General features: G+C 42.9%; 13 protein-coding genes, 1 tRNA gene and 1 pseudogene. 13 read left to right on the top strand and 2 right to left on the bottom strand.

The features are described 5' to 3' along the window. The first annotated feature begins 26 nt into the window (after positions 1-26). Positions 27-539: a lipocalin family protein gene (locus tag M0R47_RS10835; RefSeq protein ID WP_292554326.1), complete on the top strand. Its 513-nt coding sequence runs from the start codon at positions 27-29 to the stop codon at positions 537-539. Between the two features lie 288 nt (positions 540-827). Then, positions 828-1,922 carry a transglycosylase SLT domain-containing protein gene (locus M0R47_RS10830; RefSeq protein ID WP_292554324.1) on the top strand — a complete coding sequence of 365 codons (1,095 nt, stop codon included), beginning with the start codon at positions 828-830 and terminating at the stop codon, positions 1,920-1,922. 218 nt (positions 1,923-2,140) lie between these two features. On the opposite strand, the gene M0R47_RS10825 is transcribed toward M0R47_RS10830, so the two are convergent. Continuing rightward, positions 2,141-2,230: transfer RNA gene (locus M0R47_RS10825), tRNA-Ser, on the bottom strand. A 127-nt stretch (positions 2,231-2,357) separates the two neighbouring features. After that, positions 2,358-2,582: a GreA/GreB family elongation factor gene (locus M0R47_RS10820; protein ID WP_292554427.1), complete on the bottom strand. Its 225-nt coding sequence runs from the start codon at positions 2,580-2,582 to the stop codon at positions 2,358-2,360. A 219-nt stretch (positions 2,583-2,801) separates the two neighbouring features. On the opposite strand from M0R47_RS10820, the gene gmtY reads away from it, so the two are divergent. From gmtY to M0R47_RS10765, 11 genes and pseudogenes are all read left to right on the top strand, one after another. Then, a complete protein-coding gene (gene gmtY, locus M0R47_RS10815) occupies positions 2,802-4,121 on the top strand; it encodes a gamma-mobile-trio recombinase GmtY (RefSeq protein ID WP_292554322.1) in 1,320 nt (439 codons plus the stop codon). Next, a complete protein-coding gene (locus M0R47_RS10810; RefSeq protein ID WP_292554320.1) occupies positions 4,118-6,856 on the top strand; it encodes a VPA1269 family protein in 2,739 nt (912 codons plus the stop codon). Before gmtY ends, M0R47_RS10810 begins: the two co-directional genes overlap by 4 nt. Positions 6,857-6,877: 21 nt before the next feature. Beyond that, the gene (gene gmtX / locus M0R47_RS10805) at positions 6,878-7,483 is read left to right on the top strand and encodes a gamma-mobile-trio protein GmtX (protein WP_292554318.1); all 606 of its coding nucleotides are present in this window, start codon (positions 6,878-6,880) and stop codon (positions 7,481-7,483) included. 1 nt (position 7,484) lies between these two features. Further along, positions 7,485-7,958, top strand: a complete 474-nt coding sequence (greB, locus tag M0R47_RS10800) for a transcription elongation factor GreB (RefSeq protein WP_292554315.1) — start codon at positions 7,485-7,487, stop codon at positions 7,956-7,958. A gap of 139 nt (positions 7,959-8,097) precedes the next feature. After that, a complete protein-coding gene (locus tag M0R47_RS10795) occupies positions 8,098-9,363 on the top strand; it encodes an efflux RND transporter permease subunit (protein WP_292554312.1) in 1,266 nt (421 codons plus the stop codon). A gap of 333 nt (positions 9,364-9,696) precedes the next feature. Continuing rightward, positions 9,697-10,038, top strand: a complete 342-nt coding sequence (locus tag M0R47_RS10790; protein WP_292554309.1) for a hypothetical protein — start codon at positions 9,697-9,699, stop codon at positions 10,036-10,038. Positions 10,039-10,258: 220 nt separating this feature from the next. Then, positions 10,259-11,509 carry a hypothetical protein gene (locus M0R47_RS10785; protein ID WP_292554306.1) on the top strand — a complete coding sequence of 417 codons (1,251 nt, stop codon included), beginning with the start codon at positions 10,259-10,261 and terminating at the stop codon, positions 11,507-11,509. Between the two features lie 282 nt (positions 11,510-11,791). Then, positions 11,792-11,899 (top strand): annotated as a pseudogene (locus M0R47_RS10780) (YHS domain-containing protein); the annotation flags it as partial. A gap of 24 nt (positions 11,900-11,923) precedes the next feature. Continuing rightward, entirely contained in the window at positions 11,924-12,511 is a 588-nt protein-coding gene (locus tag M0R47_RS10775; RefSeq protein WP_292554424.1) for a protein containing YHS domain protein, read from the top strand. 518 nt (positions 12,512-13,029) lie between these two features. Beyond that, a complete protein-coding gene (locus M0R47_RS10770; RefSeq protein WP_292554421.1) occupies positions 13,030-13,245 on the top strand; it encodes a DUF2933 domain-containing protein in 216 nt (71 codons plus the stop codon). Continuing rightward, positions 13,242-13,877 carry an isoprenylcysteine carboxylmethyltransferase family protein gene (locus tag M0R47_RS10765; protein WP_292554303.1) on the top strand — a complete coding sequence of 212 codons (636 nt, stop codon included), beginning with the start codon at positions 13,242-13,244 and terminating at the stop codon, positions 13,875-13,877. Before M0R47_RS10770 ends, M0R47_RS10765 begins: the two co-directional genes overlap by 4 nt. Positions 13,878-13,967 lie beyond the last annotated feature (90 nt).

Genomic DNA, 13,967 nt, shown 5'->3' with positions numbered 1-13,967 from the left:
TAAAACACTTTTAAAAGGAATTGCGTATGAAAATATTATGTATAGTGATTTTTACCTTATTGACAAGCTGCACTGGCATTCCTGAAGGGATTACGGCTGTTGACGGTTTTGACGTTAACCGTTATTTGGGCACCTGGTACGAAATCGCTCGGCTCGATCATCGGTTTGAACGGGGGCTGGAGAATATTTCGGCGACCTATACACTGCGTGAAGATGGCGGTATTGATGTGCTTAATAAGGGATGGGATGTCAAGGCCGGAAAATGGCAGGAGGCGCAAGGCAAGGCTTATTTTGTCGAACAGCCGGATAAAGGCAGGCTGAAAGTTTCTTTTTTCGGGCCGTTTTATGGCGGCTACAACATCATTGATCTGGATAAAAAAGATTATGCTTATTCGATGGTCACCGGCCCGGATCGCTCTTATTTGTGGATATTATCCCGAACCAGGCAATTGCCCGAGGCGACTTTACAGGCGTTGCTTGAGCGGGCCAAGGCGCTGGGCTTTGCGACCGATCAGCTTATTTTTGTCAAGCACGATTAGCCTTGGGCAAGCAATGCGCATCCAGCGATTTTTCGCTAAATTGAATCTGGGGTGAAAAAGCCGGCCTATGGTTTAAGTGCAAAGCCAGCTTTGCACTCCGACTGGGCACTGCTTGGTTCTTGGCGTCGCGAAGCTGACTTTGCGCGGTTTCCTGACAGGCATTTTCAATAGGATGAGCGGTTACTCGGATAGGGCGGAATAATTACGATTTCAGGCTATAATCTCATCACGCCAACTCTTCTGAATTTATGCGCACAACACCTTGCCGAAACCGTATAGCCTGTTTGTATGAATAAACCGGCAGCTCCTCGAAAACGGGCCAGTGCCAAGCTGGAGACTAGTCCCAAACCTAAGCCTCGCAGGGCGCCAAGAACGCCGAAAAAGCCGCTGCCTAAACCGCCGGTTGGCAGTTTTAAGCACAGGCTGTTGATGGTCAGCCTTGAAGTGGCCGGGCTGGCGATAACGGCGATTTCCGTAGTCATGATTTTGTTGGGCTATTCGGCCAGCTGGTTTTCCGGCACCCGTTTTTTCACCAGTTTATTGCCGTTTGCAATCGGCGTATTGGCATTGATCGTTGCGGGGGCAGTGTTGCTGATAGGCTGGTGGAAACTGCGCAAACGGTTGCATGATAGGTCGACGATATTGTCGCCGATTCTGGCGATCAGCTTTGCGCTGGTCATCGGCTGGTTTGTGATGCAAAACCAATTTGCCCAGGCGTTCGGCCACTTTCGATTGCTGGTCGGCGGCAAGCAGGAAGCCAGCCGGGTGACATTGGCCCATCAGGTCTATGCGGCTTACCGGCGTTATGATCCGGCACAATTACAAAAGCTGGTTAACCGGGCCGAGGAATATAACCCGGCCATTGCAGAAGCGGCCAAGGTATTCGATATCGACCCCAACCTTCTACAAGGCATTGCCGCGACGGAATCCTCGTTTTTGCCCAGAGACAGCCAGGACGGCGGGCATGGTCTGTTTCAAATTACCCAGGTGCCTAAAGCCGTTATGGCGCAGGCCGGCAAACAGCTGGCGGTCAGCAAACCGTCATTGCTCGATCCGCGCCACAATGCCTTTATCGCCGCCGCCACGTTTAAATACTATCTCACCGAGATGCACAACGATTTGTTTTTAGGCTTACTGGCCTATAACATCGGCCCTCGCAACGGCGGCCTTCGCTTTATCATGCAGCAGTACGGCGCGACCGATTTTGTCACCATCCAGCCTTATTTGCAGCAACTGCCACGCGATTATCCGATTCGTGTTTTATCGCATGCGCTCGCTTTCCGGCTCTGGCAAAAAGAAAGAAAACTGCTCGTTTATGAAGAAGGCGATAATGCCATGCGTATCCAGCGCATTGGCATTCCTGGACTGCAAGCGGAGCTTTAGGCGAGGCACAATATTCAAAGAGGGGGACGAGCTTAGGACAGTTGCCGAGGAGTTCAAGTTATAGTCTTGTGATGTGTAAGGACTTGAGAAACTGTGCGGCAGGATAACAGCGTGTTTTTTGCCGAAAAGTTTATGGATGATGTGAAAAAAGGCAACTGAAACAAACAGGCATAAAAAAACCGATTGTCTTTAGAAAACAATCGGTTTTTTCGTATCTATGGCGGAGAGGCAGGGATTCGAACCCTGGGAGGGGATCAACCCTCAACGGTTTTCAAGACCGCCGCTTTCGGCCGCTCAGCCACCTCTCCTAACCCGGCGTATTATATATGCTGCTGCATTTATTGCAATCATAATTCTTTATTTCAACCTCAAATAATGCTTTCTTGAGGGGCAAAGCCTGTGCGATGAAATACATTTGAATAATTTCAAAACGCTTCATCTGTTGCCGTAATGAATATCGACGACTGTGTACCGGGTCTCTTTAAGCTCATTCTTAATGGCGACCTCATCGTCAAAAGTCTTTTTAAGCAGCGCTCTTGCCAGCGGCGAATCAAGGCTGATGTATTGTTTTTTAGGATCAAGTTCATCTGCTCCGACAATGCGGTAAGTCATTTCTTCGCCTGCTTCATTCTCCAAAGTCACCCAAGCGCTGAAAAAAATCCTGTCCTGATCGTCAGGCGGTTGGGCTACGACATGAAGGTTGGGCAGCCGTTTTTGCAGATAGTGAATGCGCCGATCGATGCCGCGTAGTTCTTTTTTACGGTAGATGTATTATAACCCCACATCAAAACATACTATTTTCTAGTAAAAATTGGTCTTGCAGCTAAGTTAGATGGAAAAAATTTGTGTAAATGATACATAATATGTACTATTTGTTATATGCCATTCGTCAAAAAAATACATGTCAATTACAAAGACTCTGAAAGTGGACAAATTTTCAATTTGCCGGGGTTATTTACCGAAAAAGGATTGATTGTCTCTCATCTCAGGTACTTGGCATGGTTTAACGCTAAAAGTGAATCATGGAAAGAACGATCAGTTTTTTCTTTGAAACTCCTCATTGAATACATCACTGCGGTGCCAAATTATGAAAAGGTTACAGAACTATTGAAATCTTTTACAGAGGCACTAATTGCTGGAACTATCGATTACAGCAGAATAGATGACCCATTAGATCTTTATTGGAAACCTCGAAAAAACAGAGATGCCAATAACATCCTTTTTCATATTACTCACTATACGGATTTTTTAGCGTTGCAAGACGGTTATTCGTCGTCAAGATTTAATCCATTTAGGAAGACATCTAGCTATGAAGAGCGCCTTAATTGGTGTGCTTATTACCATAAACAGTCAAATGTATTTCTTAATCATCTAACAAGTATTCAAAAAGCTAAACATGAGGCCCAACGAGTTAGAATAATTGGGAACTTTTCTGAAAATAAATTTGATAATGAAAAAGTAATAAGGTTTCCTGAAGATCAGATTGAAAGACTCATATTTTTAGGTTTTCAAAAGAAAGATATTCCTGACTATAAGGCTCAGGCAATAACAATGCTTATGAATTATGGTGGATTAAGAAAGAGTGAAATTTTTCACATATATGTTTCAGACATAACTCAAAATCCTAATCATCCCGATGAAGCATTAGTTAGGGTTTTTCATCCTGAGATTGGAGTTTCGCCAGATCCACATTACAAAATCAGAGCTGAATATTTATTGGCAGAAACAAATTATAAACCTCGAAATACTTATAGGTTGTCGGAACGTTATTATGCTGGTTGGAAAACCCCACTACTAACAAGTAACAAAGGTTATTTTGAGGTTATTTTTTGTCCTCCTGAAAAGGCGAAAGAATTTTTAATCACCTGGGTTAATTATTTAAAATTTCAACGGGTAGAACCTCATGGGATTGATTTCAATCCTTACGCATTTACAAATTCGAAAGGCAAACCTGAAACGGTTAAAAACTTTCAAAGACTACATAAGAGAGCGGTCGAAAAAATAGGATTAGTGTGTAAAAAAGAATATGGTACAACAGAGCATGGTCATCGCCATGCATATGGTTATCGTGTTCGTCGATTTGGACTAGATCAAATTGAAATTCAGAAAGCGATGCATCATAAAAGCCCAACTTCTTGTCTTGTATATATCAAACCTACAAACGAAGATGTCCGAAATAAAATGAAGGAAACCGAATGATTAAACCAAAATCTATTAGGAAGCTTTCCTTAGAAAATAAAAGCATCTTTAATCAAAATAGCTATTCATTAGTTGAATTAAAGGTAGCCTGTAAAAAAAATGGTATTACAAACACTGTCGATTATAAAAAACGTTACCAAGAGTTCGCTGGTTTTCCGGCTCATCCCGAGCGAGTTTATGCTGACGAATGGGTGAGTTATTATGATTTTTTCGATATCCCGGATTTCATTCCCTATCAAGATCTTAAATCAATAATTCATTCATTGAATTTAAAAAATGCAAATGAATATAAACGATTTTTACGTGATCAAAAAGATTCTACGCTTCCGCTTGATCCTCAAACGGCTTATGCCACTGAATGGGAGAACTGGTATAAATTTCTTCATAAACCTGAACCGTTTAAACCTGAGTATATTGCACCAGAGTTTTCAGCTTGGGCAGTAAAAATTAATGAGTTTATGAAACATGCTAAGGGAGGGGGCTCAAAAATTTCCCACCTTTGTCGTTTTGTTAGGCTTTTTATTGAGCAGTACGATAAAAGCCTCTCACCAGAGGAGTTACTTACCAAAGGTAAGGTGAATATAAAACCTTTCAGAAAAATTCTGGATGGTTTTAGTACGGAAAATTTGCGTCGAAACGTTATCCTTTCAGTGAATCAATTTTTAGATTATGTAATCAACAAAGATCTCACGATTGAAGACGAAGATACAGGTGAGATAGTGAGGGTTTTGGATGCTAGAAACCCATTCTCTCTTCTCCTGACGGATCAAAGTGTTATCTCCCCTCAAAGATCCGAAACAACTAAACCCTACCTTCAATATCACTTTGTAAAGAAAGCTCAAGAATGGACAATACCAAAATCTGCGAAAAATTTTAGAGATCTAAAGCATTTACAAAAATTTGATGCGGATTGGGTGAGAGTTAATCCTCAAGAAATAGATAAAGATAATCCAGACTGTGTGTATCGAAACATTGATGGTCAATATCTAATATGGGTGCCAACTGATTGGATTCATACTTTTGCTCTTACAAAGGTTCCGCTAAGAGGAAGGCAAATAGCTTACAACGACTCTGGCGAAGGTGACGAATTCATAGCAGATACTGATGATCATGGAAAAATAATTTGGCTGGAAAATGACGGGCAATTTGCAACCATGACGAAAAACCAGTCATTCATAAAGCGCCTTCCAGATAACGCTATAGGAATGTTTGTTACCACTAATAAAACCAGTAATAATGGCGAAGGATATTCGATACCATGGATGCCCGAAGATCTAGCATATTGGTTAGTAAAACTTAGGAAGTGGCAGGAAATATATAATCCCATCATACAACCAACTAGTTGGTTAGAGTGTACCAGAACAAATCTTAATGAATTACAGCTAAAAGCAAAGGGCATAAACTGCTTTCTTTTTAGGGCTTATAAAGATATTGAACCTAAAAATGTATCATCAGCACTTACTCAAAGATTAGCTGCAGCGCTTTATCATATCCAACCTTCAAATTTAATCTTGGCTACTTTAAAAGGTAATGAATCAACTTTATCGCATTATTCTTCGAGGTTTACGCCCCACTCAATGCGTGTAAGTTTAATCACGGCTTATGTTATGGAAATGGGGATGCCTATTGAAGTGGTTATGAAGGTAGTGGGTCACTCATCAGTAGTTATGTCAATTTACTACTGCAAAGTCTCGCATAATGATCTAAAGCAAAAATTAGAAGAAGGCGAAAAGCTTGCCCTAAAGTCCCAAGCAGATGCGACTCAAAAAATTATCGAACAAAACAAAATCGAAGAAATTAAAAACCGTCTTATTGCGAATAATAAAGATTTATTAAAATCTCTGATAAACGATGTGCCTGCTGGAAATTATGTATTTAGGGATTATGGCATTTGTCCTTTTGCGGCATCAAAATGTGATGATGGCGGAGAAATAATTGGCTCCACTCAAGTTTATGCGCCGACTCCCTCGGGTTATCTGGGGACACAAAATTGTTTAAGGTGTCGTCATTTTATTACCGGTCCAGCTTTTCTTGGAGGAATATTATCTGTAACAAATGAAATATTACTTCAGTCTAACACCCAATCTTCTAAATGCTCTTCATTTCAAACTGAAATTGAAAGCATTCAAATTAAACTGAATGAGCTAGAAAAAGAAGAATACTTGGCAAATTTAAAAAAAGAAAAATACGACGCATCTCAAAGGGAAGAACTCGAAATTCAAGTGCGAAGACTTGAATCAGATTATGAAAGCGCGGCCAAAAAATTAGATATGCTTTTATGTGATTTACAGGCAAGTTATAGCCATATACAGCGTTGTCAATCCCTGCTAAATAATGAAATATATCATGATGAAGAACAGTGTTTTTCATTAATAACGATGCCAAATTCAGAAACAAAAATTGAGCTGGAAGAGGTAAGTTATTTTCAGCAACTTCAAGAAGTATGTGAAAACGCGACAATTTACCATTCTGCCAGCGCTGAAAACGCAATTTTACCAAGAACACAAATTCTTGATCGTATGGCATTGTTTAACGATTTGGCACCAAGCCTCTTTCTAATGAGTGAAGATCAACAACTTAAAGCTGGAAATGAGTTATTTAAGTTATTAAAAAGTCGATTGAAAACTTGGAATCGAATTGAACAGGTGGTCAACTGTGAGGTGAAACTTGAAAATCTTTTGGGTTCGGAGCAAATTTCAAATTTTGAAATTCTGCTAATAACAAGTTCTAACTAAAAGTTACCTGAGAATTAATACATGAGTCCTGAGCTATTGTTAATTAAATTAAAAGAGAAAGCCTCGCTAAAGGTTTGTGAAACACTTGATTCAATATATCAGGTTTGCATAGAGCAGCAGGAGCGAGGTATTGATGATTACTCATTCGCCACTATTGAAAGACTAGGCTACAAAAGAGGTGTCCCTAAAGCACAAAGCATTCGTAATAAATCTGGCGAAAAATACAGAGCGCTAATTAAATGCTTCTCTGAGCAAAATCCTGTAAAGGACATAGCTAAACTCTCAAGAAGGGAAGAGGACTGGATTGAGGAGATTTCGAATCCCAAGCATAAATTATTGGTAAAAATCCAGGCTTCTGAGCTTCGTGCTGCAAAAAAACAAATAAGCGAAATATTGCCACCCAACTTAAGGATTGATGTTTATGATCATAAACATGCACTAACTGTGACCGAATACAAACTCAGCGATCAAGAGCGAAGAGCTTTGGAATATTTGTTGTCCTCTTCTTTCCAACAAAAATGGAACCTCACTGCAAATGAATACGGAGAATTAATTGATTCAAATAATAGCCCTGTTTTTAAGGTGGCAACACTAGATGCCATAAAAAAAGCCCTAGATTTTCTCTGATATGAAAAAAAAATACATAACAAGAGAAGGTTGTCTAAAGTTGCAGCAAGAACTTGATAATCTATGGCGGAAAGAGCGACCAGAAGTAACTAGGATTGTTACTTGGGCTGCGAGCCTTGGGGATCGCTCTGAGAACGCAGACTATCAATATAACAAGCGTAGACTGAGAGAAATTGATCGAAGAGTTCGCTTCTTAAGGAAAATATTAGAAGAAGTTAGGATCGTTGACTATCACCCAGACCAAGAAGGCAAAGTTTTTTTTGGTGCCTGGGTAGAGTTGGTAGATGATGAAGACAATATACTGAAATTTAGAATAGTTGGATCTGAGGAAATATACGGTAGAAAAGATTACATATCTACCGATTCGCCTATGGCACATGCTTGTATAAAAAAGCAACTCGATGATGAGGTGGTTTTGGACCTTCCTAGTGGGAAAAAAAACTGGTACATCACAAATATTTACTATTCCAAATGAAGGTTAAAATATTTGGGGCTCGATGTGGATGTGGTAACACAGGCAGGACACCATTTTAGCTTTCGCGAAAAATCCTGGCGGGCTGATTACATTGCATTTTTCATTATTGACCTCGGTTTTAGAGATTACTCTCTTAGCCATGTGTCCGCAAAATCGGGGCAAGATCACGCGGCAACTGATGGATAAAATGGACAAGGCGCTTCATTTTCCGGGCTTAGCCAATGCCTGGACCATGCCGATTAAAAACCGTATCGATATGCTGGCCACCGGCATCAAAACGCCGGTCGGCATCAAAGTTTCAGGGCCTGACTTGAATGTCTTACAGTCCCTATCGCTACAGATTGCCGAGGCGATGAAAACCTTGCCCGAAACGCTGTCGGCTTATGGCGACCGGGCAGTCGGCGGTTATTTCCTGGATTTTAATATTAACCGGGAAGCGGCTGCGCGTTACGGACTGACTACCGGCGATGTGCAGGATGTCATCCAAAGCGCGATCGGCGGCATGAACATCACCGAAACCGTCGAAGGCCTGAAGCGTTATCCGGTCAACCTGCGCTATCCGCGCGACTTGCGCGATAACCTGGAGGCGTTGAGGCGGGTATTGATCCCGACGCCGACCGGCAGCCAGATCCCGTTGACTGCCGTGGCGGACATCAACTTCAAACGCGGCACGGACGTGATTAAAACCGAAGATGCACGGCCTAATGCCTGGATTTATGTCGATATCAAGACCTCCGACATCGGCGGCTATGTTGAGCTGGCGAAAAAAACACTGGCCGAACGCGTTACGCTGCCGGCAGGTTACACGGTCGCCTGGTCAGGCCAGTTTGAATACATGGAACGTGCAGCAGAACGGTTGCGTATCGTGGTACCCATCACCTTGCTGCTGATTTTTATCCTGTTGTATGCCGCGTTCCGCAACCTCACCGAGCCAACTATCGTCATGCTGGCCATACCTTTCAGTCTGATCGGCGGTATCTGGTTCGTGTACTGGCTGGGATTCAATCTGTCGATTACCGTGTATGTCGGTCTTATCGCCCTCGCCGGTACTGCGGCCGAAACCGGCGTCATGGTGTTGAGTTTTATCGACATTGAAATTGACAAGCTGCGTGAGCAAAAACAAGCGCCGTTAACCGGCGACGAAATCAGGGCCGCCACCGAGGCTGCCACAGCCCTGCGGGTGCGGCCTGTCGCGATTACCTCGCTGGCCAACATCGTAGGCTTAATTCCGATTATGTGGGCCACTGGCGCAGGCGCTGATGTTACCCAATGTCTCGCCGCCCCGGCGCTGGGTGGGATGGTGTCCGTGCTGATATTGAGCCTGCTGGTATTTCCGGTGATTTATAGTCTGGTGTTGCAGTTTCAGGAAAAACGCAAGCAAGTAGTGGTTGATGTCGTTCACTAATACTTTATATGAGGTCGAAAACATGAATACATTATTTAGAGGTCGAAAACGTGTTGTTGTATTAATCGCACTTTTATTGCTCACTGTTTCTTCGTGTGCATCACATACTAAATTCATTAAAAATGTCTACTCATCACATCCCGGTGGACAGGGTCATCCTTGGGATAAGGGGCGTTCGTTTTAACTAACAGTCATGCTGGGTTTAGTAACCCAGCATTTGCTAAGAAAAGCTGGATTTCATTTTTCAACCCACGAGCTATAAAGGAGGTAAAACTGATAAAAACCTGAAAAACGATGTTATTTTAATTTTTTGAATTACTCTGGAGAAAACCCATGAAAACAAAGTTATTGATTACCCTGGTTTTGGCTCTTGGTTTGCTGACCGCATGTGCCGAATTTAATCCGCATTCGATGGATATGGATCAAGCGGTACATAACGCAAAAACCAAAGCCGATCATGAGGCGCTGGCGGAACACTATGAGGAAGTGGCGAAAGAAATGCAGCTTAAGGTTGAAGAACACAAGAAAATCCTGAGTGAATACCAGCGTGAGCCGTGGTTGATCGGTAAGCAGCAGGCAACCGGGTTCGGAGTTCATTGCCAAAGGCTGATTGATGTCTATGAAAAAGCCGCCGAGGAAAATCTGGAAATGGCGAAAATGCATCGCCAAATGTAATGTTTTACTGCGTTCAGCATATCCTATGGGTTGCCCACCTTGGTTATGCTGGCGCAAGCTTTTTGCGACTGGGTTAGCTGGGCAGCAACCAGGGGTGGTTTATAAAGCTTAGCTTGCTATTTTCCGTTTCGTAAGCCCCGCTTTTATGTCAAGCATGGCGTATTTAAGTCCCTAATTTCAGCCAGTTGTCAAATACGTAACCTCTATAAAAGAATGAAAAATGAAAAACCTTTTACAGCTAATTACAGAATACAAAGCTGATACGCAGAGTGTCTACAATACTTGGTTTATTGACAATGACCAACGGCTCAAAGCCTTTCGCACCATTCGCAGAGGGGTTTCACAAGTGGTAGACGATATTAAAAATAAAACTTTTCCTAATGATTTTAAGGGGAGCTCTTTAGAGTTTGTTTTGAACTGCATTGCCGAACAAAAGCAAGTATTTATAGGCGTATCACACCCTTTTTATTGGAAACCTAAATTACGCATACCCGATATTTACGAAAATCAAAGTAATAAAATCGCCTTCGGTCAATTTCTGGAAAACTGTATCAATGCTAAATCCGAAGAACAAATTATTAAAGAAATAGTGCGATTAGATGCGCTAAAAATAAAAGGCTTGGGCCCAGCCGTAGCAAGTATTTTATATTTTTTGCACCCGACGTTGTTTCCGCCTTTCAATACGGCCATTGTCAATGGGTTTAACGCGTTATTTAACGACAAAAAGAAATTAGGCTCTTGGACAGAATATCTAAAAATCAGGGAAGTTTTGATTGAAACCAACAATAAACACAAGGCTCAACTTTCTAACGATTTGGGAGCGATTGCAGGTTTGTGTTTTGAAATCGGTACGCAAAAAATGCTTATCGGCAATGATGAATATTTGAGTGAAAACGAGCGAAACAAGTTAGAGAAAAACATTGAAAAACGCCAAAAAGAAATTCAAGACGAAAAACAGGAAGAAAACCTACATTCCGAAATGCAGTTTCATCTTTTGAAGATCGGCCAAAGCTTGGGTTACGATGCTTTTGTGGCTTCAAATGACCGTTCAAGGTCTTATGCAGGAAGCAACTTTTCGTTTATGAGTCCCGATAAATTCCCCGCTATCGATTGTGATAAAGAAACCGCCAATACGATCAAGTTGATCGATGTGTTATGGTTTGAGAAAGAGACCAATACTGTAATTTGCGCCTTTGAAGTTGAAAAAAGCACCAGTATTTATTCCGGAATTTTACGACTGACCGATCTTTCTTATTCCATTGCTACCGGCAATGAAACTTTTTATTTGGTGGTACCCGATAGCAGAGAAAAGGACGTGATATCACAACTCTCGCGCCCTTCCATCAAGCAAATCAAAACCCCAATTGGATACATTTTATTTTCAGAACTCCGGCAACACTGCGATGCCCTTTGTAAGTTTGGTGACAGCCACCAAATAATGAAAAAATTGCAAAAACTGTATGAGGTATAAGATAGAAGTCAAATGCGCAATGCTTTTCTGCCCAGCACATTGATGAATCCATACTTTTGGTGTTGTGAACGGTGGGCAAAAAAAGCCTGCCCACCCCGGTTATGCTGGCGCGACCTTTTGCGTCATTGCACTCGTTGGGTTAGCTTGGCAACCAATCAATGCGGGAGCTGGAAAAAAATGGATAAAGAATTTGAGCATGGATTCTTTGTGGCGCTTGAAAAGACCTTGCATACAATTGATTTAACCAGAGGAGATTAAATGATGGTTTAAGATCCGGTTTGCCTAATGCAATTTTCTCCGCGCGAGGCAAAAACAACCGCTGAATACGAAGGGAAACTGTATTATTTCTGCTCTCCTTCCTGCCGGAATACTTTTCTCAGCCAGCCAGCCTTATATCAAAATAAAGTCACCTCGATGCACTTAACTGTAGGGGGCATGGGTTCAGCCGGTAACGAAGCAGCAGACGATGTCAAAGAGAAATCCATGATTCTGGGTCAGAGTATTGCACAACGGGGCTTCGTATTAATAACGGGTGCGTGCCCTGGCTTGCCCTATGAATGTGCCCGTGGTGCGAAACAAGCAGGAGGATTATCCATTGGTATTTCGCCGGCTTTGAGCTTGGATGAACATATACACAAGTACCGGTCGCCAGCTGACGTTTATGATGTCCTTATCTATACAGGTAGTGGCTTGATGGGGCGTGAAGTGACGAATATACGCTCAAGTGATATGGTTGTAATCCTCGGAGGACGTTCCGGTACATTAGGGGAGTTTGCTATTGCTTTTGATGAAGGCAAGTTGATCGGGGTATTACAAGGCAATGGTGGAATTGCTGATCAGATTCAGGATCTTGTGGCTAGTTTTCAGAAAGATAGCGGTGCACGTTTAGTATATTCAGCCGATCCATTGAAGTTAATCGACGAAATGGCAAAGTTATATACAGAACGTCATTATCAACGTCCTTCCTGTTTCTGCGACGAGATACCTGCAGGCGCAGGCTGAATTGATTCACTCAATTGTACTAAACCGGTTTATGCAGTAGTTTTTACCGCTCATAAGCATTGACCAAACCCTGGAAGATTACGGAAATGTAATGTCTCGGTCAGCCTCCCGTAAGGAACAACCGTTTAAACTGGCTACATTCAAATAATCGCCCCGGAAACAGACATGAAATCAGTTCCAGGCGGACGGCAGTACCCGCGTTTTTGCCAGACACTAAACCCTAGGAGAAACCCCATGAAAAGTTTGATTGCCCCCGTCCTGTCACCCTCGCCCGCCGCCGGCTTTTCCGCGCACAGCACCACCACTATAGACCTTACATTCCCATTTTGTATGATATAAACTCTTTGGTGAGTTTATCGTGAGTTTCCTCATCTATTGAACTTTGGGCGGTTCTCAGATTGGGAGACTCACGATGATTTTCGGAATTGTCAAACCCTGGGAGTTCCCCCGGCAAACCCGTGGGTTTACATTTGATTAATCAGACAAAAAAGGAGAGCATCATGACTGATGAGCACGAGATGCACCACATCGCCAAGGGCAGATGGGTGTTTTACGGGTTTCTTTTAATTGCCGGATTCCTGCTGTTTACAGAGCACCGTGCCCATGTGCTTGGCATCCTGCCTTACCTGTTCCTGCTGGCATGTCCACTGATGCATTTGTTCATGCATCACGGTCACGATGGCCATGGCCATCATGACCAGAACCACGACACAATCGAAGGAGACAGGAAATGAACACTACACCCCCGGCCTACGGACTCTGGTCGCTGGTCATCATCAACTCACTAGTATTCATCATCTTCGCCTTCAGCTTCGCCAAACCGCAAAGCAAGCGCGACTGGCGCTCTTTCGGTGCCTTTTCGGCCTTCATCGTGGCACTGTTCACCGAGATGTACGGCTTCCCGTTAACCATTTATTTGCTTTCCGGCTGGCTCACCAAGCGCATTCCCGGCATCGATCCGTTTTCGCATGATGCCGGCCATCTGCTGGAAGACCTGTTCGGCTGGCGCGGCAATCCGCACTTCGGACCATTTCACTTGATTAGCAGCGTTCTGATCGTTGCCGGGTTCTTTCTGTTATCCAGCGCATGGCGGGTGCTGTACCGGGCGCAACGCCAGCATACCTTGGCCACAACCGGACCCTATGCAAAAATTCGGCATCCGCAGTACGCCGGGTTCGTGATGATCATGTTCGGATTTCTGCTGCAATGGCCGACAATCGTGACAGTGGCGATGTTTCCGATTTTGCTCTGCATGTATATCCTACTTGCCCGAACTGAAGAGAGAGAAGCCTATGCTGAATTTGGGGAGAAATATTCAAAATATGCAGATCGTGTACCGGCATTCTTTCCACGATTCAAAATTTAAATGGCGGTTGATGTAGCGATGTCATTACCAACTGAATACTGAACTATACGTTAACAATTTGAAAAAAATGTTATTTTAACTATTGAATTA

Source organism: Methylobacter sp., assembly GCF_023227905.1.
GTDB lineage: Bacteria > Pseudomonadota > Gammaproteobacteria > Methylococcales > Methylomonadaceae > Methylobacter_A.
The sequence above is the reverse complement of the archived record's forward strand: the minus strand, read 5'-3'. Positions and strand labels throughout refer to the sequence as shown.